The sequence below is a fragment of the Chromobacterium indicum genome (assembly GCF_039708975.1).
GTDB lineage: Bacteria > Pseudomonadota > Gammaproteobacteria > Burkholderiales > Chromobacteriaceae > Chromobacterium > Chromobacterium piscinae.
In genome coordinates this window covers 144,290-163,953 of sequence record NZ_JAYFSJ010000001.1, presented here as the reverse complement: position 1 = coordinate 163,953, position 19,664 = coordinate 144,290, and the positions used below count along the sequence as shown (strand labels likewise).

25 protein-coding genes are annotated in these 19,664 nt (G+C 64.1%); 4 read left to right on the top strand and 21 right to left on the bottom strand.

Annotated features, from left to right (window positions below):
* Nucleotides 1–272: 272 nt before the first annotated feature.
* Nucleotides 273–638 carry a hypothetical protein gene (locus VA599_RS00910; protein WP_021478015.1) on the top strand — a complete coding sequence of 122 codons (366 nt, stop codon included), beginning with the start codon at nucleotides 273–275 and terminating at the stop codon, nucleotides 636–638.
* Nucleotides 639–680: 42 nt separating this feature from the next.
* Here the strand turns inward: VA599_RS00910 and VA599_RS00905 are convergent, their stop codons facing one another.
* The 21 genes from VA599_RS00905 to rpoE all read right to left on the bottom strand — a co-directional run bounded on the left by VA599_RS00905 (nucleotide 681) and on the right by rpoE (nucleotide 16,721).
* Nucleotides 681–1,487, bottom strand: coding sequence for a carcinine hydrolase/isopenicillin-N N-acyltransferase family protein (locus tag VA599_RS00905; protein ID WP_346787360.1), 807 nt, complete (start codon nucleotides 1,485–1,487; stop codon nucleotides 681–683).
* Nucleotides 1,488–1,627: 140 nt separating this feature from the next.
* Nucleotides 1,628–2,095 (bottom strand): GNAT family N-acetyltransferase, encoded by a 468-nt coding sequence (locus VA599_RS00900; RefSeq protein WP_346787359.1) that lies wholly within the window; start codon nucleotides 2,093–2,095, stop codon nucleotides 1,628–1,630.
* Between the two features lie 205 nt (nucleotides 2,096–2,300).
* Nucleotides 2,301–3,074, bottom strand: a complete 774-nt coding sequence (locus tag VA599_RS00895) for a competence/damage-inducible protein A (RefSeq protein WP_021478018.1) — start codon at nucleotides 3,072–3,074, stop codon at nucleotides 2,301–2,303.
* Nucleotides 3,074–3,502: a hypothetical protein gene (locus VA599_RS00890; protein ID WP_346787358.1), complete on the bottom strand. Its 429-nt coding sequence runs from the start codon at nucleotides 3,500–3,502 to the stop codon at nucleotides 3,074–3,076. The genes VA599_RS00895 and VA599_RS00890 overlap by 1 nt, the downstream gene beginning before the upstream one ends.
* Nucleotides 3,489–3,974 carry a hypothetical protein gene (locus tag VA599_RS00885; RefSeq protein WP_104947027.1) on the bottom strand — a complete coding sequence of 162 codons (486 nt, stop codon included), beginning with the start codon at nucleotides 3,972–3,974 and terminating at the stop codon, nucleotides 3,489–3,491. The genes VA599_RS00890 and VA599_RS00885 overlap by 14 nt, the downstream gene beginning before the upstream one ends.
* Nucleotide 3,975: 1 nt before the next feature.
* Nucleotides 3,976–5,064 (bottom strand): beta-N-acetylhexosaminidase, encoded by a 1,089-nt coding sequence (nagZ, locus tag VA599_RS00880; RefSeq protein ID WP_346787357.1) that lies wholly within the window; start codon nucleotides 5,062–5,064, stop codon nucleotides 3,976–3,978.
* A gap of 112 nt (nucleotides 5,065–5,176) precedes the next feature.
* Nucleotides 5,177–5,554 carry a holo-ACP synthase gene (gene acpS / locus VA599_RS00875; RefSeq protein ID WP_104947026.1) on the bottom strand — a complete coding sequence of 126 codons (378 nt, stop codon included), beginning with the start codon at nucleotides 5,552–5,554 and terminating at the stop codon, nucleotides 5,177–5,179.
* On the bottom strand, nucleotides 5,551–6,114 hold the full coding sequence (locus VA599_RS00870) for a metal-dependent hydrolase (protein WP_346787356.1): 564 nt from the start codon (nucleotides 6,112–6,114) through the stop codon (nucleotides 5,551–5,553). Before VA599_RS00870 ends, acpS begins: the two co-directional genes overlap by 4 nt.
* Nucleotides 6,114–6,842 carry a pyridoxine 5'-phosphate synthase gene (gene pdxJ, locus VA599_RS00865; protein WP_346787559.1) on the bottom strand — a complete coding sequence of 243 codons (729 nt, stop codon included), beginning with the start codon at nucleotides 6,840–6,842 and terminating at the stop codon, nucleotides 6,114–6,116. Before pdxJ ends, VA599_RS00870 begins: the two co-directional genes overlap by 1 nt.
* Nucleotides 6,843–6,867: 25 nt before the next feature.
* Nucleotides 6,868–7,605 (bottom strand): DNA repair protein RecO, encoded by a 738-nt coding sequence (gene recO, locus VA599_RS00860; protein ID WP_021478025.1) that lies wholly within the window; start codon nucleotides 7,603–7,605, stop codon nucleotides 6,868–6,870.
* Entirely contained in the window at nucleotides 7,602–7,877 is a 276-nt protein-coding gene (locus tag VA599_RS00855; protein WP_221666344.1) for an antibiotic biosynthesis monooxygenase family protein, read from the bottom strand. The genes recO and VA599_RS00855 overlap by 4 nt, the downstream gene beginning before the upstream one ends.
* Nucleotides 7,877–8,770: a GTPase Era gene (gene era / locus VA599_RS00850; protein ID WP_021478027.1), complete on the bottom strand. Its 894-nt coding sequence runs from the start codon at nucleotides 8,768–8,770 to the stop codon at nucleotides 7,877–7,879. The genes VA599_RS00855 and era overlap by 1 nt, the downstream gene beginning before the upstream one ends.
* Nucleotides 8,767–9,477 carry a ribonuclease III gene (rnc, locus tag VA599_RS00845; protein WP_051238483.1) on the bottom strand — a complete coding sequence of 237 codons (711 nt, stop codon included), beginning with the start codon at nucleotides 9,475–9,477 and terminating at the stop codon, nucleotides 8,767–8,769. Before rnc ends, era begins: the two co-directional genes overlap by 4 nt.
* 7 nt (nucleotides 9,478–9,484) lie before the next feature.
* Nucleotides 9,485–9,844, bottom strand: coding sequence for a DUF4845 domain-containing protein (locus VA599_RS00840; protein ID WP_104947022.1), 360 nt, complete (start codon nucleotides 9,842–9,844; stop codon nucleotides 9,485–9,487).
* Nucleotides 9,845–9,884: 40 nt separating this feature from the next.
* Nucleotides 9,885–10,856: a signal peptidase I gene (gene lepB / locus VA599_RS00835; protein WP_346787355.1), complete on the bottom strand. Its 972-nt coding sequence runs from the start codon at nucleotides 10,854–10,856 to the stop codon at nucleotides 9,885–9,887.
* Nucleotides 10,857–12,650 carry a translation elongation factor 4 gene (gene lepA / locus VA599_RS00830; protein ID WP_021478031.1) on the bottom strand — a complete coding sequence of 598 codons (1,794 nt, stop codon included), beginning with the start codon at nucleotides 12,648–12,650 and terminating at the stop codon, nucleotides 10,857–10,859. It lies immediately after the preceding gene.
* Between the two features lie 158 nt (nucleotides 12,651–12,808).
* Entirely contained in the window at nucleotides 12,809–13,048 is a 240-nt protein-coding gene (locus VA599_RS00825; protein ID WP_021478032.1) for a glutaredoxin family protein, read from the bottom strand.
* A complete protein-coding gene (locus tag VA599_RS00820; RefSeq protein ID WP_346787354.1) occupies nucleotides 13,045–14,457 on the bottom strand; it encodes a DegQ family serine endoprotease in 1,413 nt (470 codons plus the stop codon). The genes VA599_RS00825 and VA599_RS00820 overlap by 4 nt, the downstream gene beginning before the upstream one ends.
* A 214-nt stretch (nucleotides 14,458–14,671) precedes the next feature.
* The gene (locus VA599_RS00815) at nucleotides 14,672–15,568 is read right to left on the bottom strand and encodes a MucB/RseB C-terminal domain-containing protein (RefSeq protein WP_231177961.1); all 897 of its coding nucleotides are present in this window, start codon (nucleotides 15,566–15,568) and stop codon (nucleotides 14,672–14,674) included.
* 68 nt (nucleotides 15,569–15,636) lie between these two features.
* Complete coding sequence (locus VA599_RS00810) at nucleotides 15,637–16,119, bottom strand: sigma-E factor negative regulatory protein (RefSeq protein WP_021478035.1); 483 nt, start codon at nucleotides 16,117–16,119, stop codon at nucleotides 15,637–15,639.
* A gap of 2 nt (nucleotides 16,120–16,121) precedes the next feature.
* Complete coding sequence (gene rpoE, locus VA599_RS00805) at nucleotides 16,122–16,721, bottom strand: RNA polymerase sigma factor RpoE (protein ID WP_021478036.1); 600 nt, start codon at nucleotides 16,719–16,721, stop codon at nucleotides 16,122–16,124.
* 244 nt (nucleotides 16,722–16,965) lie between these two features.
* On the opposite strand from rpoE, the gene prpB reads away from it, so the two are divergent.
* Genes prpB through VA599_RS00790 form a run of 3 tightly spaced genes read left to right on the top strand, consistent with a single transcriptional unit; the run spans nucleotide 16,966 to nucleotide 19,664 of the window.
* Nucleotides 16,966–17,844, top strand: coding sequence for a methylisocitrate lyase (prpB, locus tag VA599_RS00800; protein ID WP_104947018.1), 879 nt, complete (start codon nucleotides 16,966–16,968; stop codon nucleotides 17,842–17,844).
* A 49-nt stretch (nucleotides 17,845–17,893) separates the two neighbouring features.
* Entirely contained in the window at nucleotides 17,894–19,042 is a 1,149-nt protein-coding gene (prpC, locus tag VA599_RS00795) for a bifunctional 2-methylcitrate synthase/citrate synthase (RefSeq protein WP_021478038.1), read from the top strand.
* Between the two features lie 55 nt (nucleotides 19,043–19,097).
* Nucleotides 19,098–19,664 (top strand): putative glycolipid-binding domain-containing protein, encoded by a 567-nt coding sequence (locus VA599_RS00790; protein WP_346787353.1) that lies wholly within the window; start codon nucleotides 19,098–19,100, stop codon nucleotides 19,662–19,664.

The window sequence follows — 19,664 nt, the reverse complement described above, 5'->3', positions numbered from 1 at the left end:
AGCGGCGCCGCTTACAACAGGGAAACTATCGGGAAATGAAACGACCGGGGCGACGGTTCAAACGGCATGCCCTTGAAATTGGGTATCGCGGCTCATTGGATTCTCCTTTTGGCTATTGGGAACGAAGGAGGATTATGCCAATTGAAAATACCGTCCGCAAGCGGAATCATGTTCGCGCGGCATCGATCTTGAGAAAAGTTCTATAGATAGTAAGACGCCGCCGGAGAGGCGCGCATATCGGGCATCCGCCCCCACCTGGGAGAAATGAAGCGATGAAAACCCTGCCGCTACTGATCGCCGCCGCCATCGGCGCCGCCGCCTTGACCGCCTGCGCCAGCCCGGAGGAAATCCACGCGATGGATCAGCGCACCTGCTCCGGCTACGGTTTTCACCCAGGCACCGACACTTACGCCAACTGCATGATGAAGCAGGCGGACAAGCGCGATCAGGACATGCGGGCGAACATGCAGAACATGTCTCACCCCGCCACCCAGCCCGCCGCCGCGCCAGCCGCCACCGTCATCGTTATCCCTGCCGAGAGCAAACCCAAACTTCCGGACTGCCGGATGCAGGATCCCGGCGTAACACTCAATATGGACGGCAAATGGGAAGGCCCCAACTGTACGCCGGCGCGCTGACCCAGCCTTTGCTCAGGACCGGCCAGCAAAACGCCGTTTGTATTACGGCAGCAGCGTTCGCGCCGGCTGCGACCAAAACGCCGCGTCCAGCACGTAATCCCGCTCCAGCATTTGCTCTCCCGGATTGGCCAGCACCAGATGCAGCCTGGGCGCCGCGCCCGCCGGCAGCGCCATCTGCCAACCGGCCAGCGTATGCTCGCGGCCGTCTCGCCACAGGCTGTTATCCGGGCCGTCATGATGGTCCCGGCTCAATCGCTCGAACTCCGCGAGCGCATGCGACGGGCGCTGATCCAGCAAAAGCCGGATGCGGGCGAGCCGAGCCTGGCTGCTGGGGCCGATTTTCTGCGCCCCGTCCAGCAAGGACAGATTGGAATAATGGTTGGTGTGCGCCAGCGTGCCATTTCGCTGGCGGCTGAGCTGGTAGCGCCCATTCTGGCCGATTTCCACCTGCATCAGGCCGCCGGCGTCGGCCAGCAGCAGAAACACCGGGCGCGTTTGCGGAAACAGCTTGTCCGCGGCGGCGGCCACCTCGTCCAGCGAGCCGTAATCGCGCAGCAGCCGCGTCAAAACGCCATGGCGCGCGCTGTCGGCCCGCAGTTCGCGCGGCAGGCTGCTGGCCTCGGCGCCAACCACCGCCAGCCCCTTCTCATTGACGCCGGCCTTGATGCCCGGCTCGCGGCCATTGTCGGCGTACAGGCCCAGATAGGCGTAGCCATGCTCCGGATGGCGCAGCCGCAACGACTGCACATGGTCCGGCTTCCAGTCACGGTTCTTGGCCAGCAAAGTGCCATCCACGCTGGCCGCGCCCGCCGCTCCCCACAAGGTGCAGGCCGCGACGGGCCAATGCATCAGGGCAAACCACCCCGCCGCAGCCAACCATGAAGCGCGCATAATGATCTCCCGCGTGGCGAATGAAACGATTCTGCCATGGCCGCGCCGGAGGCTTTCAATCAACTTGCAAGCAAATGTGAGGCTGAGGCGCGCAGCAGTCAGACCGCTGCGGCGGGAAAGACATACTCCAGCATCTCATCCCCGTATTTGTCGACCTGGCCGGTGGAAACCCAACCGAGATAGCGGTAAAAACCATGGGAACGCACCGCCGGATCGCTGTTGCAGCCCAGAAACAGCCGCCGATGACCGGCATCACGCAAGATGGCCATTACCTGCGCCAAAAGGGCCTTGCCCACGCCAATGCCTTCAAAATCCGGCAGCAGGGCCAGCACCACGATCTCGCCGCTCGCCGCGTCGCCGAAGCAATAGCCGACGATGCGGCCATTCCTCTCCGCCACCACGCCGGGCAACTCGTCCGCGCGCACGCTTTGCGCCCAGCTCTCCCGGGTGATGCCCACCTCGTTCAACCTGGCTTCCGAAATGGCGTTTTCACGGGTCTGCCCGCGGATGACGACGCAGGCCGGCACGTCTTCCGGACGCGCGGCGCGATAGAGGATGGCGCTCATGTATTTTCTCTTTAAAGAACGATGGATGTTCAGATCGGACCCGGCCACGCTCAAGAAGGTTCGCAATACAGCCTGCAAATCGCGCCGGATATCGATCCTGTCAGCCCAAACAACAAGCCGCGTGAACCGTTTCCAGTTCCCGCGGGCTGTTTTCGGCCTGGGCCGCCAGTATATCTGCATCGGAATTCGAAATGAATTTTGGGCGTTAGTTCTCCGCTTGCGGATTGTTGGCCCTCACTTCATAGCCCCGCGCCTGCAACGCCTTCACCCATTCGTCGATGGCGATCTCCACCAACGCTGGCTGGCCGGCGAAGCCGAATTCGATGTGCATCTCAGGAATCTCCTCGCTGCCGAAATTGGGCAGGCAGGACAGTCTCAGGGCCGGATAGCGGATGGTGAAGTCCTGCATCAGGCCGATCAGGTCTCCCTCGCGGGCCTTGATCGCGATGCAGGATTGCTCGACATCCGGCTGATCGTTGAACAGATGGCGGCAATGAGTATCCAGCACCCACTCCGCCATCGGCCAGGCCATGCTGGGAAAACCGGGCAAAAAATGGACGCTGCCGCAGGAGAAGCCGGCGATCTGGTTGACCGGATTGGGGATGATGGCGGCGCCTTGCGGAAAATGGCCCATCAGGATGCGGTGCGGGTAGGCGTCGGCGCCGAAACGCCCCTCGATCAGCGCCTTGGCCTCCGGATGCAGCTCCAGCGGCGCGCCCAGCGCGCGGGCGGCGCAGGCCCGGGTATGGTCGTCCGGCGTGGCGCCGATGCCGCCGAAGCTGAACACCAGGTCGCCGCCGGCGAAGGCGCGGCGCAAGGCCGCTTCGATGCGGGCGGGATCGTCGCCCAGATATTCCGCCCAGGCCAGCTTCATGCCGCGCGCGGCCAGAATGCGGATCAAGGCCTGCATATGCTTGTCCTGGCGTTTGCCGGACAGCAGTTCGTCGCCGATGATCAGCGCGCCAACCGACATGGACATCACTCCTCTTCAATCAGACAGCGCCGTAAGCGCTCGGGCAACAGCCCGCGCCAGCCATTCCAATCCGCCGGCGGCCGCGCCCTGGCTACCAGACTGCCATTTTCCAAATCCTCGATGGTAAAGGATTGGCAATCGATTTCGGGCAGGCTGTCCTTGAACAGATTGTAAGCGCGGCGCGCGACGGCGCCATCACGTTCCACAAATACGATCTCCACCCGCTCGCCCTTGCCATTGCTGCGGCAACAGGCGATGCATCCACCCTCGCCCAGAGCCAGCAGCATCGCCGCGCCCGCCGCCGACGGACAGGAAACCACGTGGTCAAAACCAACCAGTTCGCGCATGATCAGCCGAAATACCCGCCGCCCGCGAATGCTGGTCATGTCCGCAATGTACTCGCCAGCCAAGCGCTCCAGCTCAGCGCGATCCATCGCTCGCCCCCTGCTCCAGCATGCGCCGGCAGACAGCGTAGCAATCATCGATATGGCTGTTGCCGACATAGCGCATCGCGGTGAAGCCTATCGCCGCATTGGCTGCCCAGCCTAGCACCGGCACCAGTTTCAGCGCCTGCTTGCCGGCCCAGCGGCCGGCTGCGCGCCTGGCCACCGCCGCCAACAGCGTGCGGGTGACTTCCAGCCCCAACAGCGCGCTGCCGGCGCGGCGGATCAGCTGATACAACATCTGCTTGCGCGCCGCGTCGTAACCGGCGATCTGCTCCGGCGCCACGCCGAAGCGCTGATTGATCGCCGGAATCAGCTGCAACAGGATGGCGACGTCGGCGGCGATGTCGACGCCGGGAGCCGGCAAAGCCGACGCGCCGGCGGACAGCGCCGCGCGGCCGTTGACCATCGCCCGGCACTGGTCGCGGATGGCGTCGAGCTCCCGCAAGCTGGCGGGCAGCACCTCAGTGCGCCTCGCCTACCTGCGGGCCGGCCAGCGCGTCCTTGGGCATCGCCAATTGCTTCACCACAGCCTGGGCGGCGGCGAAGTCAGGCGTGGCGATCAGCAGCTGCCAATCCTCGGCGCGGCTCTTGCCCGCCATGCGCTCCAGGCGTTCGGCCAGCTTGGGCTGCGGCGGCGGAAGCAGCGCCGCCAGCATCGTGTCGGCCTCTTCCGGCTGATTGCAGACCAGCACCATGTCGCAGCCAGCCGCCAGCGCCGCGTCGGCGCGCTGCACGTAGGTGCCCGCGCCAGCCGCGCCGGCCATGTCCAGCGCGTCGGAGAAGATCACGCCGTCGAAGCCGATCTTGCCGCGCAGGATGTCGGTCAGCCACACCTTGGAGAAGCCGGCCGGTTGGCTGTCCACTGAGGGATACAACACGTGCGCCGGCATCACCGCGCCCATGCCGGCGTCGGCCAGCCGGGCGAACGGCACCAGATCGTCCTGTTCGATCTGGGCCAGGCTGCGGTCGTCCTGCGGCATCAGGTGGTGGCTGTCGCCCTCCACATAGCCGTGGCCGGGGTAATGCTTGCCGCAGCTCATCATGCCGCCGCGGCCCAGGCCCTGCTGCAGCGCCTCGGCCAGCTCGGCCACCGCTTCCGGATCGCGGTGGAAGGAGCGGTTGCCGATCACGGCGCAGCGCTCCCAGTCCAGATCCAGCACCGGGGTGAAGGATAGGTCGATGCCGCAGGCCGACAATTCGGCGGCCAGCACATACCCCACCGTTTCAGCCAGCTTGCGCGCCTCCTCCTGATCCCGGTCCCAGGCCTCTCCCAGCACACTCATCGGCGGCAGGCGGGTGAAACCGTCCAGGAAACGCTGGACGCGGCCGCCTTCGTGGTCGACCGCGATCAACAGATGCGGCGAGCGCAAGGCGCGGATTTCGGCGGTCAACGCGCGTAGCTGATCGATGTTCTGGAAATTGCGGCGGAACAGAATGATGCCGCCCACCAGCGGATGGGACAGCCGGGCGCGTTCCGCCTCGGTCAACGAGAAGCCTGCGACGTCCACCATCACCGGGCCGCGCGGAAGATTCAAAGTCGTTTGGGTCATGGTTTCATCCTCGACCATTGCGGGGCGCGCATAGCCGCCCCGGGTATTGCAAAGACAAGCGCGGAGCGCCAACCGTTCCCGCGCCTGTCGCGCGCGGGCGGCGGCCTTCGCCCTAAGATTCAAGCACGACGAAGGCCAGCGCGTGGCTGCGTTCGTCGCTGATGGATAGATGCATGCGCGCGACGCCGCGCGCGGCGATGAAAGCCGCCAGTTCGTCCGACAAGACCAACAAGGGCTTGCCCAGCTCATCATGGCCGACGCCTATCGCCGTCAGCAAGGCCGGCGCCACCACGCCAGTGCCCAGCGCCTTGGCGAAAGCCTCCTTGGCAGCGAAACGCTTGGCCAAAAATCGCGCCGGCTCGGCATGGGCGGCGAACTCGGCCTGCTCGGCTGCGGTCAGCAGCCGCCGCCCCGCCTTATCGCCCCAACGCCGGCACCAAGCCTCCATCCGGGCGATTTCCACCAAGTCGGTGCCGATGCCGTAAATCATGCGCACGCCTCGCCGGCCCGGCGCAACGATAGCCATCGTCCCGCCCACAGCGCCATGCAGGGCAGCCAGACATAGACGAATTCGGTCTGAACCACTCGCTCGCCCTTGGGGCCGAACCAGCGTTTCAGGCCGATCGGAGCGCCTTCTATCGGTTTCCAGCCGCTGAGGTAGCGATGATCGGACCAGGGCATGAACAGCGCCGGGCCGAAGCTGGCGTCGCAGATCATGTCCAGCGCCGCGTGCGAAGCCACCGACAAAAACAGCAACGACGCCGCCGACGCGGCGCTCAGGCCCACCCGCAGCCACAGCGGGCGGCACAGCCAGGCCAGCAAGCCGGCGCAGACCGCCGCGGCCGCCAGCGAATGCGAAAAGCCGCGGTGCCCCCATGGGCTGGCGTAGGGAATGCCCAGCTTGAAGGTGACCACGTCCAGGTCCGGCAGCATCGCGGCCGCGCCGCACAACGCCAGCCACGGCAACATGTCGGGCGTGGAAACTGGCTTGCGGCTGGCCAGGGCAACCAAGGTGGCGCCGGCCAGCGCGTGGGTGACGACGGTGGGCATCAGCGGACGCGCGCGCTTTCCATCAGCGCCTTCATCTCGCGCACCGCCTGCGGGAAGCCGACGAACAGCGCGTGGGCGACGATGGCGTGGCCGATGTTCAGCTCGGCGATCTGCGGGATGGCCGCGATGGGCTTCACATTATGGTAGTTGAGGCCGTGGCCGGCGTTGACCACCATGCCGAGGCTGGCGCCGAATTCGGCGGCGGCGCGGATGCGGACCAGCTCGGCCTCGCGCTCCCTGGCGTGCGCCGCGTCGGCGTAGGCGCCGGTGTGCAGTTCGATCACGCGCGCGCCGGCGTCGTAGGCCTTCTGGATCTGCTCGCGGTCGGGATCGATGAAGATGGACACGCGGATGCCGGCCTTGGCCAGCTTGCCGGTGTAATGCTTGACGTCGGCGTAGTGGCCACGCACGTCCAGGCCGCCCTCGGTGGTGACTTCCTCGCGCTTTTCCGGCACCAGGCATACGTCTTCCGGGGCAACTTCCAGCGCATGCGCCAGCATCTCCGGCGTCATCGCCATTTCCAGGTTCATCCGGGTCTTCAGCACCGGACGCATGGCTTTCACGTCCGCGTCCTGGATGTGGCGGCGATCTTCGCGCAGATGCAGCGTGATCAGGTCCGCGCCGCTGGATTCAGCCACCAGCGCGGCCTCCACCGGGCTCGGGTAGCGGGTGCCGCGCGCTTGGCGCAGCGTGGCGACGTGATCGATGTTTACGCCCAACAAAATCATTTTCATCCCCCTTGTCTATCCGCCATCAGTCCGAAAGGGACTGGATGGCCTGCAATAATTGGCGCGACGCCAGCGGCTCATCGCCCAGCAGCGCGGACAACCATACCCGGCTGAGCTGGCGCGCGTGGCCGCGGGTATCCGGCTGGGCGTAGTCGTCGGCGTCTATCGCCAGCAAGGCCTCGCCCGGCAACCTGACCGCGCGGCCGACCGGCGCCAGTTCCGGATGCTCGTCCGGCTCCGGCATCGCCGCGTCGCGGCACAGATAATGGCGATCGGCGGCGATGGCCTCGCCACGGCTGTCGCGGCCGAGCGCCGGCGCATAGCCCAGCACCTGGGCAAGCTTGAGCTCGTAGCGGCGCAAGGCCGTCGACAACGGCGCGGCGCCGGCCAGCTCCCGCACCGCCCGGTCATAAACGGAAAAAGCCCGCGGTTCGGGATCGTCCCGCGCCGTGAGCTTCATCATCAATTCGTTCAAATAAAAGCCGCAGACCAACGGCAGCCCGGTCAGCTGCCGCACCCCGCCGTCCCAGTCCGCCGCGTGCAGCGTGCGCAACTCGCCCTTGCCGAACCACGACAAGGTCAAGGGCTGAAACGGCAGCAGCACCCCGCGCAGATCGGAGCGGGGCCGGCGCGCGCTGCGCGCCACCAAGCTGAAACGGCCATGGTCGCGGGTCAACACTTCCAGCAGCAGGCTGGTCTCGCGATACGGCTGGGTATGCAGAATATAACCCGGCTGCTTGTCCACTCTGCCCGGCTGGCTCATGCCGTCACGCCCCGCCGGCTCACCTGGATGGAAACGGTCTCGCCGCCGCGCCCCAGCCGTTGGCGGGCCAGCAGCTCCACCCGGGCGCGCCAGGCGGCGATGGCCTCCACGCTGTCCCAATACGTGACCCGGTCTTCCGCAGTCACGCCCAGGCAGCCCGGCTGGCTTTCCGCCAGCCTCAGCGCGCAGCGCGACAGCTCTGCCGCCGCGCTGTCGCCGGAAAGGTTCGCCGCCCAGCAATCCTGCGCCGGCGGCCTATCCAATACCGTCATCAGTTCAAACCGAACTCGCGCAGGAAGCGGACATCGTCGGCCCAGCCGGATTTCACTTTCACCCAGACCTGCAGGAACACCTTGCCGTCGAACAGTTTTTCCATGTCGAGGCGCGCCTCGGTGGAAATTTTCTTCAGCTTCTCGCCGGCCTTGCCGATCACGATGGGCTTCTGGTGTTCCTTGTCGACCAACACCGCAATGTGGATGCGGCGCAGCGCGCCGTCCATCTCGAACATTTCCACTTCCACGTTCATTTCGTACGGCAGCTCTTCGCCCAGGTAGCGGAACAGCTTTTCGCGGACGATCTCAGCGGCCAGGAAGCGCTCGTTCTTGTCGGTGACCATGTCCTCCGGATAGAGGGGCATCGATTCCGGCAGGTGTGGGCGCACCTGGTCCAACAGTTCGGCAAGGCGCTGGCCATGCTTGGCGCTGACCACTTCGACGCCGGCGAATTCGAATTCGGCAGTCACTTCGTCTATGAAGGCTTGCAAGGTCAGCTTGTCCTTGGCCTTGTCCAGCTTGTTCACCACCAGGATGACCGGAGTCTTCTTGGGCAGCAGCGCCATCACTTCCTTGTCGGCGGAAGTGAAGCGCATCGCCTCCAGCAGGAACAGCACGCAGTCGACGCTGCCGAGCGAGTCCTTGACGCTCTTGTTCAAGGCCTCGTTCAGCGCGCCCTTGTGATAGGTCTGGAAACCCGGCGTGTCGACGAACACGAACTGCGCCGTGTCCTCGGTATGGATGCCGGTGACGCGGTGGCGCGTGGTCTGCGATTTCTTCGAGGTGATGCTGATCTTCTGGCCGATCAGATGGTTCATCAACGTGGATTTGCCCACGTTGGGACGGCCGACGATGGCGACGAAGCCGCAGTGGAATTGGGGAGTATCGGTCATGATTTTTTCTTGCCTGCGGCGAGTTTCTGTTCCAGCAGGACCAATGCCGCTTCGGCGGCCTGCTGTTCGGCGGCGCGGCGGCTGCCGCCGTCGCCGGTGGAAATCAGGGCCAGCTCGCCCAGATCGCACTCCACCTTGAACCATTGTTCGTGGGCCTCGCCGCTCTGCGACAGGATGCGATACTTGGGCAGCGCCAGCTTGCGCGCCTGCAGCGCTTCCTGCAAGCGGGTCTTGGCGTCCTTGGCCTGGCGCGTGGTGTCGATGTTGGCGACGCGCTGGCTGTACAAGCGGCGCACCACCTGCTCGGCGGCTGCGAAGTCAGCGTCGAAGCTAACGGCGGCGAAAGTGGCTTCCAGCGCGTCGGCCAGGATGGACGGACGGTTGAATCCGCCGCTCTTGAGCTCGCCCTCGCCCAGGTACAGGTAATCGCCGAGCGCTAGTTCCAGGGCGATTTCCGCCAGCGTGTTCTGGTTGACCAGGTTGGCGCGCAGACGGGACAGTTCGCCCTCGGTCAGCTGCGGAAACTGGTCATACAGCATGCGGGCCACGGTGTAATTGAGGATGCTGTCGCCGACGAATTCGAAGCGCTCGTTGTTCGTGCTGTTGAAGCTGCGGTGCGTCAGCGCCTGGCGCAGCAGTTCCGGTTTTTGAAATGCGTAATCCAGCGCCTGGGACAGGCGCCGGAATCGATTGTCTATCTGGGTCACGGTATGGTTATTGCGCAGGCGGTTGACCCGCCTGGGTATCGAAATGGAAAAGCAGACTGACATTGCCGAACAGCGGCACCTCGCGCTGATACTTCGCGCGCAGATAATTGCTGCCGGCTCCGGCCACCACCATCAGATTCTCTCCCTTGACGGAAGTGACTCCGGAGACGTTGGCCTTGCCATCGAACTCCTGCCGCAGCGTCTGCTCGCCGACATTGGTCTCGGTGGACAGGGCCGTCAGCGCGTTCTTGACATCACCGTACTCGGTGTAGACCGGCACGATCTTGAACACCAGCATCAATCCGGCGCCGACGAGGGCCAGGACCAACAAAATCGCAATTACCGACAAGCCTTGCTGCTTCTTCATGCGTTTCTCCAGGTCATGGCCTCTCTTGGCCTGATTGTTTTTACTGTATCCGGGTGCCGATGCGCGACAACTGGGTGAAGTTCATCCAGATCATGAAGGCCTTGCCCACCATCAGCTTGTCGTCGACGAAGCCCCAATAGCGGCCGTCGGAGCTGTTGTCGCGGTTGTCGCCCATCATGAAGTAATTGCCCTGCGGCACCTTGCAGACGAAACCGTCGTCATCGTAGCGGCAATTGTCGCGGTAGGGAAAGTCCTGCACCTGGCTCAGCGCCACCACCGGCGCTTCGACATTGTTCAATACATGGTAGGACTTGCCGCCCTGGTTTTCCCGGAAACGCTGCGCGGTGATCTGGGCCAGGCCTTGCTCGATGTAGTCGTAAGTGCCGTCGGCGACATCGGTCACCTGCTTGCCGTTGACGGTCAGGCGCTTGTTGCGGTACTCGACGGTGTCGCCCGGCAGGCCGATCACGCGCTTGATGTAATTCACCTTGGGGTTGGGCGGATAGTTGAACACCACCACGTCGCCGTGATTGACCTTGCTGACCGGCACCAGCACGTTGTTCAGCACCGGCACGCGGACGCCGTAGGTAAACTTGTTCACCAGGATGAAATCGCCGACCACCAGGCCCGGCCGCATCGAGCTGGACGGAATCTGGAACGGCTCCACCAGGAAGGAGCGCAGCACGAACACCACCAGGATCACCGGGAAGAAACCGCGCGAATAATCGACGAAATGGCCGGGTTGCGCGCCGCTGGCGGCGCGCTTCCTGGCCAGCATCCACTTGTCCAGCGCCCACACCACGCCGGTGATCACGACGAACACCAGCATCACCGCGGTGAAGCTCATGTAGTCGGACAGCAGGCCGAAGCCGCCGATCACCAGGGCCAGATAGCCCCACTGCACCGATTGCGGCCAATCCTTGGCGCCTTCCTGCTTCTTGCCGCCCAGCAAAATCAGCAACACGCCGACCACGACCGCGGCCGAGAACACCCAGAACAAGTTTGCGCCCACTTATTTGTCCCCTACTTGAAGAATCGCCAGGAAAGCCTCTTGCGGGATTTCCACGTTGCCGACCTGCTTCATCCGCTTCTTGCCGGCCTTTTGTTTTTCCAGCAGCTTTTTCTTACGGGTGATGTCGCCGCCGTAGCACTTGGCCAGCACGTTCTTGCGCAGCGCCTTCACCGTTTCACGGGCGATGATGTGGCCGCCGATGGCCGCCTGCACCGCGATGTCGAACATCTGGCGCGGAATCAGCTCGCGCATCTTGGACACCAGCTCGCGGCCGCGGTAGACGCTGGAAGCGCGGTGGACGATCAGGCTCAGCGCGTCGACCTTCTCGCCATTGACCAGCACGTCCAGCTTGACCAGATCGGCGCTCTGGAATTCCTTGAACTCATAATCCAGCGAGGCGTAGCCGCGGCTGGTGGACTTCAGCTTGTCGAAGAAGTCCATCACCACTTCGTTCATCGGCAGATCGTAGGTGAGCATCACCTGCCGGCCCATGTATTGCATATTGCGCTGCACGCCGCGCTTCTGGTTGCACAGCGTCATCACCGCGCCCACATAGTCCTGCGGCACCAGGATGGTGGAGGTGATGATGGGTTCGCGCAGGTCTTCGTACTTGCCGGAGTCCGGCATGCGAGACGGGTTGGACACCACTTCCACCGTGCCGTCCCGCATCACCACTTCGTAATTCACCGTGGGGGCGGTGGTGATCAGGTCCATGTCGAACTCGCGCTCCAGGCGCTCCTGGACGATCTCCAGGTGCAGGAGGCCGAGGAAGCCGCAACGGAAGCCAAAGCCCAGCGCCTGCGACACTTCCGGCTCGTACTTCAGCGAGGCGTCGTTCAGCTGCAGTTTTTCCAGCGCGTCGCGCAGCGCTTCGTAATCGTGGCTTTCCACCGGGTACAGGCCGGCGAACACCTGCGACTGCACGTCCTTGAAGCCCGGCAGCGCCTCGGCGGCCGGCTTGGACACCAGGGTGATGGTGTCGCCCACTTTGGCCGATTTCAATTCCTTGATGCCGGCGATGACGAAACCCACCTCGCCCGCGTTCAGGCTCTGGCGCTGAACCGACTTGGGCGTGAACACGCCCACCTGCTCGCACAGGTGCTCGGCGCCGGTGGCCATGAACTTGATCTTGTCCTTCGGCTTCAGCGAGCCGTCGATCACGCGCACCAGCATCACCACGCCGACGTAGTTGTCGAACCAGGAGTCGACGATCAGCGCCTTCAGCGGGCCATCCGGGTCGCCTTTCGGCGCCGGGATCTTGCTGACCACTTCTTCCAGGATGTCTTCGATGCCGATGCCGGACTTGGCCGAGGCGCGCACCGCTTCGATGGCCTCGATGCCGATGATGTCCTCGATCTCCTGCGAAATGCGCTCGGGATCGGCGGCCGGCAGGTCGATCTTGTTCAGCACCGGCACCACTTCCACGCCCAGCTCGATGGCGGTGTAGCAGTTGGCAACGGTCTGGGCTTCCACGCCCTGCGAGGCGTCCACCACCAGCAGCGCGCCTTCGCAGGCGGACAGCGAGCGCGACACTTCATAGCTGAAGTCCACGTGTCCCGGGGTGTCGATCAGGTTGAGGTTGTACACCTGGCCATCGCGGGCCTTGTAGGTCAAGGCGGCGGTCTGCGCCTTGATGGTGATGCCGCGCTCCTTCTCGATGTCCATGGAGTCAAGCACCTGGGCGCTCATCTCGCGCAATTCCAAACCACCGCAGAACTGAATGAAGCGGTCGGCCAGGGTCGATTTACCGTGGTCGATATGGGCAATGATCGAAAAATTTCGGATGTTCTTCATCGGTTTCCAGCAAAAGATAAGGGCACGCTAGCGTGCCCGGGGCTGCTGACGGATAGCCCTTCCGGGGGATCCCTGCGGATCAGACGGCGGCCGGAAGCCGATCAGCAAGCGGGGGCGCGACCAGCGCGCCCCCGGTTTTACTCACACTGGCGCGGATTTTAGCCGATTTCGCCCAAATGTGCAGCCAATCTCGCGCCGTCCAGATGCCAATGGCAGATTTCGGTCTCGCCATCCATCAGTACCGGCACCAGCTCGTTGAAGCGGGCCTCCAGCGCCGGATCGGCGTCGACATCCACCACCTCGAGCTCGAAGCCGTGGCGCTCGCGCCAGGGGCCGAGCTCGGCCAGCATCTGATGGCACAGGCTGCAGTACTCGCGGAAATAAAGCGTCAGTTTCACTTGGCTTCATCCACGGTCAGCGGCACGAACATCGTCACGCCCTGGCGCATCACCTGCAAGGCGACCGCGCCGCCCTTCTTCGCCTGGGCCAGCGCGCCCTTCAGCTGGGCGAAGCTCTTCAGCGGATCGCTGCCGATGCCGACGATGATGTCGCCCTGCTGAATGCCGGCACGCAGCGCGGCGCCATTGGCGCCGCGCACCAGCAGGCCGTAGTCGATGCCGGCGCGCTGCAGCTGAACCGGACTCAGCTCCTGCAGACGCAGGCCGATCTGGGCTAGGCTCTGCTCGCTCTCCGCGCCCGGCTTGCGGTACTCGCGCTTGGCGACCCGGGCATCCTCTTCCACCAGTTCGTCCGGCACCACGCGGATGCTGGCCTGCGCGCGGCTGCGCCAGACATCCAGCGAAATGGCCTTGCCCGGCGGCAGGTCGCTGATCAGGCGCTGCATGTCGCCGCCGTTCTCTATCGTCTGGCCGTTGATGCGCAGCACGATGTCGCCAGCCTTCAAACCTGCCTTCTGCGCCGGCCCCTTGGGATCGAGCGCGTTGATCAACACGCCGCTGGGCTTGGCCAGTCCGAAGGACGCGGCCAGTTCCTTGCTCAGCTCCTGCACCACCACGCCGATGCGGCTGCGGGTCACCTTGCCCTTGGTCTTCAGCTGGTCGGCCACATTCATCGCGGTGTCGATGGGAATGGCGAAGGAAATGCCCATGAAGCCGCCGGAACGGCTGTAGATCTGCGAGTTGACGCCGACCACTTCGCCATTCAAGTTGAACAGCGGGCCGCCGGAGTTGCCGGGATTCACCGCCGCGTCGGTCTGGATGAACTGCACGGCGCTCTCGTCCGGCAGCATGCGGTTCTTGCCGGAAACGATGCCGGAGGTAGCCGTATTTTCAAAACCGAACGGCGAGCCGATGGCCAGCACCCACTGCCCGACCTTCAGGCTCTTCGCATCGCCCATCCGCACCACCGGCAGGTTCTGGGCGTCGATCTTGAGCAAGGCCACGTCGGAGCGGGCGTCGGAACCAATCACCCGCGCCTGGAATTCCCGCTTGTCGTTCAGTTTGACCGTGATCTTGTCCGCGCGGGCCACCACGTGGGCATTGGTCAGCACGTAACCGTCCTTCGAGATGATGAAGCCCGAACCCAGCGAGCTCTCCTGGTGCTCGCGCTGCTGCGGCGGCGCGAAGCGGCGGAAGAACTCGAAGAACGGATCCCCCTCCATGCCTTCCGGCAGGCCTGAAACCGTCTCTTTGATCGTGGAAGTGGTGCTGATATTGACCACTGCCTTGCCCTCGGCCTCGACGATCTGGGCGAAGTCCGGCAGCTCCGCCGCCATGGCGACGGGAACCGCCGCCGTCAGAATAGATGCCGACAGCATTGCAGAAACAATCAGTTTTTTGACCGACATGTGCGCTCCATCTTTGGAATGTTGTGGACTGAATGGGCCGGCGGACGCCGGCTGTGCAACCATCGGATCGGGAAGCGGCGCCTTGCCGCGCCCCTCACGCTCCCTTGCGACGCTCCTTGCGGACGCATCACGCAAAACTGGCCACTTCCGCATGCTTTCGATGGGAAATGGCCAGTCACGCTTTCATCGACCGGAAAGCCTGCCCGGCATGGGCTCACTCCCCCTTGCCGTTGACATGCAAGCCCTTGAGCAGAGCCATCATCGCGGTTTGCGGCATATCGCCCACCGCGGTCAGTTGCATGTCGCTCTGGTAGCTGGTGGCCATGTTGATCGCCCCGTGCAGATTGCCCACCTTTTCCAGGCGCGCATGCTCCGGCGGAGGCGGCTCGACAAACACCGACAGCATCACCAGACCGTCGCTCAGCACCATGTGCCGGACCGGCTTGCCGCCCTGTCCGGGCAGCACGCGCTGGACCGAACGCAGCACCCGGAAGCCCTGCGGCAGTCCGGTCACTTCGCCCTGCGGCGCAGCCGCTTCCTCACTGCCTCCCGATGCGCTGGAACGCAACTGGAAACGCTGCGACAGCTTGGAGACGTACGCCCGCTTATCCTTGGCCCCGCCCAGCTCCACATCGGTGAAGGTGAACTGCTCGACCGCATCGCCGCGCGGCGACAGGGTCATCACTTTCAAGGGAAGATAGGTGGTGGGTTCTATGCACATCCGCATCGTGTAGCGCTGCGCGTCCCGAGGCTGCAGATCCAGCCACTGGCAGTCTCGCTTGGCCACGCGATCATAGCCGGTGCGCTTGAGGACATAGGAACGGGTGATATCGTCCAAATCATCGGGCAGCAAGGCAGGGAACAGCCGCATCGCGCTGATCTTGCACGCCATCAAGGCGCGCTTGTCGGGCGCGAAGCAGGTCAGCCCCCTTCCCTTGCGAACCACCTCCCGCGTCGGACCGTCCAGCGAGGTGCGCTTTTCGCGCACATTGTCGCCCTGTCCTTGACGGACGATGCGGAAAGTTTCCAGCGTGCCATTCATCTGATGCAGATAGGTGCCATCCAGCGGCTGCTGCCTGCCGGCGTTGCCGACATTACGCAGCAGCTGCATGTCATCCTCCGCATGGACCGCGCACGCGGCCCCCAGCATCAAAACACCAATCAGAGGAACGACATGCATCAGTGGCGAGCTCCGTTTCCGTAGGACACGCGCATCACACTCTGGTCGGCGGTCACCTCCTGGTGCGCCAGCACATAGGGATCGTCCTGATCCATCGCCGCGGCGGGCTTGGCGATCTGCACCGGCACGCCGCGATCGGCGATCGCCGACGGCGGAGCGTTGCGGTGGGACAGCTGCTGCCAACCCACGACTGCGGCGAAGCTGACGCTCGCGGCCAGCGCCACCGCGCTCGCGGTGCGCGCCTTGCGCGGACGCGTCCAGCGACGCGGCGCCAGGACCGTCGGCTCTTCCGCCAGGCGAGCCGCCACCTTGGCTCTCACATTAAGCGAGGACAGGCGGTTGGCGCGCATCGCGTCGCCGATCAGATGGTACCCTTCCCAGGCATCATCCAGGTCCTTGTCTCCGGCGATGGCGGCGATGGCCTTGTCGGCATCGGGCCCGTCCAGTTCACCGTCCATCAGTGCGGATATCGTTTCTTTCATACTTACCACCTTCTGTTCTTGGCCGTATCCAGCAGAGGCCTGAGCTCAGCAGCAATCGCCTCGCGAGCGCGGAAAATCCGCGAACGCACGGTACCTATCGGACAATCCATCACCCTGGCGATCTCATCGTAGGACAGCCCTTCCATCTCCCTAAGCGAGATGGCAGTGCGCAACTCCTCCGGCAAGGCCTCCACGGCAGCATTGACCGTAGCCAGAATCTCCTTGTTCATCAGCTCGGTTTCGGGCGTGTTCATGTCGGGAATTTGCGACGCCATGTCGAAACTCTCGCCATCCTCGTCCTCTATCTCGCTGTTCACCACCGGGCGACGCCCGTTGGCGCTGAGGAAATTCTTGGCCGTATTGATGCCGATCCTGTACAGCCATGTGTAAAACGCGCTCTCACCTCGAAATGATGGCAAAGCGCGATACGCTTTGATAAACGCTTCCTGCGTCACATCCTCGATGTCAGAACCGTCGCGTATGAAACGCGACAACAACCTGGCGAGACGTCGCTGATACTTTGCAACAAGCAGATCGAAAGCTCTTTTTTCACCTCGCTGGGCACGTTCCACCAACTGTTGATCGATGTCCCGATCACTCATAGTCGTTGTTATGCTCCCTGGTTTGCCCACTGTTCTATGTGGTCGTTACGTGGACTGTGATCTAGACCACGGTTTAAAGCCCGAGTTCCCACTGGCGAGGACGTTGCGAAACATATCACTCCCAGCGCAAAACTTGAACATCCGATTATCAACTATTGCCAGCATTTTCTAGAGCCTTTACACTCCAACCAAGCACTTGCTTGAATGACAGGCAACTAATCCACCCCACCGTCAGGAGCATTTCATGAGCACTCCCGGGCAGCGTTTCCGCCAGGCCGTGGCCGCCGAAAAACCATTGCAAGTGGTGGGGGCGATCAACGCCTACGCTGCACGTTTGGCCGAACACTCAGGTTTCAAGGCCCTGTACTTGTCCGGCGGCGGCGTCGCCGCCTCGTCCTGCGGCATTCCCGATCTCGGCATCACCACGCTGGAAGACGTGCTGATCGACGCCCGCCGCATCACCGACATCACCGATCTGCCGCTGCTGGTGGACATCGACACCGGCTGGGGCGGCGCCTTCAACATCGCCCGCGCCGTGCGCAGCCTGGAGAAGGCCGGCGTCGCCGCCGTGCACATCGAGGACCAGGTGCAGCAGAAGCGTTGCGGCCACCGCCCGAACAAGGCCATCGTCCCGCAGGATGAAATGATAGACCGCGTCAAGGCGGCCACCGATGCCCGCCGCGACGACAGCTTCGTCATCATGGCGCGCACCGATGCGCTGGCGGTGGAAGGCCTGGACGCCGCCATCGAACGCGCCGTCGCCTGCGTCGAAGCCGGCGCCGACATGATCTTCCCGGAAGCGATGACCGATCTGGCCATGTACAAGCGCTTCGCCGACGCGGTGAAGGTGCCGGTGCTGGCCAACATCACCGAGTTCGGCTCCACGCCGCTCTACACCGCCGAAGAACTGGCCGCCAACGGCGTCGCCTTGATGCTATATCCGCTCTCCGCCTTCCGAGCCATGAGCCAGGCCGCGCTGGAAGTGTACGGCGCCATCCGCCGCGACGGCACCCAGCAAGCCGTGGTCGACAAGATGCAGACCCGGATGGATCTGTACGACCACCTGGGTTACCACGAATACGAAAAGAAACTGGACCAGCTGTTCGCCGCCGGCAAGCAATAACAATTCAAGGGCTGCGGCATCGCCCCAAGTCTGACAAAGGAGAAATTGCATGACTGAAGTGGTTCTGACCGGCAAACCGAAGAAATCCGTCGCACTGTCCGGCGTCGCCGCCGGCAACACCGCGCTGTGCACCGTCGGCCGCAGCGGCAACGACCTGCACTACCGCGGCTACGACATCCTGGATCTGGCCGACAAGGCCGAGTTCGAAGAAGTGGCCTACCTGCTGGTGCACGGCAAGCTGCCGAACCAGGCGGAACTGGCCGGCTACAAGAAGAAGCTGAAATCGCTGCGCGGCCTGCCGGCCTCGGTGAAAGCGGTGCTGGAAGCGCTGCCGGCCGGCGCCCACCCGATGGACGTGATGCGCAGCGGCGCCTCCGCGCTGGGCTGCGCGCTGCCGGAGAAGGACGACCACAACCTGGCCGGCGCGCGCGACATCGCCGACCGCCTGATGGCCTCGTTCGGCTCCATCCTGCTCTACTGGTACCACTACAGCCACAACGGCAAGCGCATCGACGTCGAAACCGACGACGACAGCATCGGCGGCCACTTCCTGCACCTGCTGCACGGCGTCAAGCCTTCGGCCGAATGGGTGCGCGCGATGCACACCTCTTTGAACCTGTACGCCGAGCACGAATTCAACGCCTCCACCTTCGCCGCCCGCGTCATCGCCGGCACCGGCTCCGACATGCATAGCGCCATCACCGGCGCCATCGGCGCGCTGCGCGGCCCGAAGCACGGCGGCGCCAACGAAGTGGCGTTCGAGATCCAGCAGCGCTACGAGAGCCCGGACGAGGCCGAAGCCGACATCCGCGCCCGCGTGGAGCGCAAGGAAGTGGTGATCGGCTTCGGCCACCCGGTGTACACCATTTCCGACCCGCGCAACAAGGTGATCAAGGAAGTGGCGCGCGAACTGTCCAAGAGCAACAAGGACATGAAGATGTTCGACATCGCCGAACGCCTGGAAACCGTGATGTGGGACGTCAAGAGAATGTTCCCCAACCTCGACTGGTTCTCCGCCGTCAGCTACCACGCGATGGGCGTGCCGACCGCGATGTTCACCCCGCTGTTCGTGATCTCGCGCACCAGCGGCTGGAGCGCGCACGTGATCGAGCAGCGCCAGGACGGCAAGATCATCCGCCCATCTGCCAACTACATCGGCCCGGAAGACCAAGCCTACATCCCGCTGGAAAAACGCTAAGCCAAGCAGCGAGCGACGCGGCCGCCCGGCCGCGTCGGCCATACTGGAGCAGTAAATGAAGCAAATGTTGTTCTGGCAGCGCCTGGACTGCCCGGGGCTGGAGCAGGCGGAAATCGAAACCGGCGCCGGCCTCTCCTTGTCCGCCAGCGGCAGCCTGCTGCATGCCGACACCGGCGCCAGCCTGCGCTACCGGATGCAGCTGGACCACCACGGCAGGCTCAGCCATGCCCACATCGATGTTTCCGCGCCCGAACCCAGGCAGCTGACGCTGCAACACACCGAAAGCGGCCGCTGGCTGGTCAACGGCCAGGCGCAGCCCGCCTGGGACGGCTGCCGGGAGCTGGACCTGCAATCCTGCGGCCTGACCAATGCCTTTCCCATCCGCCGCTTGAAACTGGGCATCGGCGACAGCGTCGAGCTGTCGATGCTGTTCGTGCGCCTGCCGTCATTGACGCCGGCCATCTGCCCACAGCGCTACACCCGCCTGCCGGACCACGACGGCATGCCCTGCTACCGCTACGAATCCCCGGGCTTCGCCGCCGACATCATCGTCGACGAGCAAGGCTTCACCCTGCATTACAGCGACTTTCTGCAACGGCTGCCCGACAGCGGCCGCGACTGA

Coding starts and splice junctions, on each gene's coding strand:
- VA599_RS00895 (WP_021478018.1), bottom strand. CDS start 3,074: ATGTCCATGTCGGTTGGCGCGCTGATCATCGGCGACGAACTGCTGTCC.
- VA599_RS00870 (WP_346787356.1), bottom strand. CDS start 6,114: ATGCCCACCGTCGTCACCCACGCGCTGGCCGGCGCCACCTTGGTTGCC.
- nagZ (WP_346787357.1), bottom strand. CDS start 5,064: ATGACCCAAACGACTTTGAATCTTCCGCGCGGCCCGGTGATGGTGGAC.
- VA599_RS00815 (WP_231177961.1), bottom strand. CDS start 15,568: ATGCAGCTGCTGCGTAATGTCGGCAACGCCGGCAGGCAGCAGCCGCTG.
- VA599_RS00855 (WP_221666344.1), bottom strand. CDS start 7,877: ATGACGGTATTGGATAGGCCGCCGGCGCAGGATTGCTGGGCGGCGAAC.
- VA599_RS00810 (WP_021478035.1), bottom strand. CDS start 16,119: ATGAAAGAAACGATATCCGCACTGATGGACGGTGAACTGGACGGGCCC.
- recO (WP_021478025.1), bottom strand. CDS start 7,605: ATGAGCCAGCCGGGCAGAGTGGACAAGCAGCCGGGTTATATTCTGCAT.
- VA599_RS00820 (WP_346787354.1), bottom strand. CDS start 14,457: ATGTCGGTCAAAAAACTGATTGTTTCTGCAATGCTGTCGGCATCTATT.
- VA599_RS00840 (WP_104947022.1), bottom strand. CDS start 9,844: ATGAAGAAGCAGCAAGGCTTGTCGGTAATTGCGATTTTGTTGGTCCTG.
- prpB (WP_104947018.1), top strand. CDS start 16,966: ATGAGCACTCCCGGGCAGCGTTTCCGCCAGGCCGTGGCCGCCGAAAAA.
- lepA (WP_021478031.1), bottom strand. CDS start 12,650: ATGAAGAACATCCGAAATTTTTCGATCATTGCCCATATCGACCACGGT.
- VA599_RS00900 (WP_346787359.1), bottom strand. CDS start 2,095: ATGAGCGCCATCCTCTATCGCGCCGCGCGTCCGGAAGACGTGCCGGCC.
- VA599_RS00890 (WP_346787358.1), bottom strand. CDS start 3,502: ATGGATCGCGCTGAGCTGGAGCGCTTGGCTGGCGAGTACATTGCGGAC.
- acpS (WP_104947026.1), bottom strand. CDS start 5,554: ATGATTTACGGCATCGGCACCGACTTGGTGGAAATCGCCCGGATGGAG.
- era (WP_021478027.1), bottom strand. CDS start 8,770: ATGACCGATACTCCCCAATTCCACTGCGGCTTCGTCGCCATCGTCGGC.
- prpC (WP_021478038.1), top strand. CDS start 17,894: ATGACTGAAGTGGTTCTGACCGGCAAACCGAAGAAATCCGTCGCACTG.
- rpoE (WP_021478036.1), bottom strand. CDS start 16,721: ATGAGTGATCGGGACATCGATCAACAGTTGGTGGAACGTGCCCAGCGA.
- pdxJ (WP_346787559.1), bottom strand. CDS start 6,842: ATGATTTTGTTGGGCGTAAACATCGATCACGTCGCCACGCTGCGCCAA.
- VA599_RS00905 (WP_346787360.1), bottom strand. CDS start 1,487: ATGCATTGGCCCGTCGCGGCCTGCACCTTGTGGGGAGCGGCGGGCGCG.
- VA599_RS00910 (WP_021478015.1), top strand. CDS start 273: ATGAAAACCCTGCCGCTACTGATCGCCGCCGCCATCGGCGCCGCCGCC.
- VA599_RS00790 (WP_346787353.1), top strand. CDS start 19,098: ATGAAGCAAATGTTGTTCTGGCAGCGCCTGGACTGCCCGGGGCTGGAG.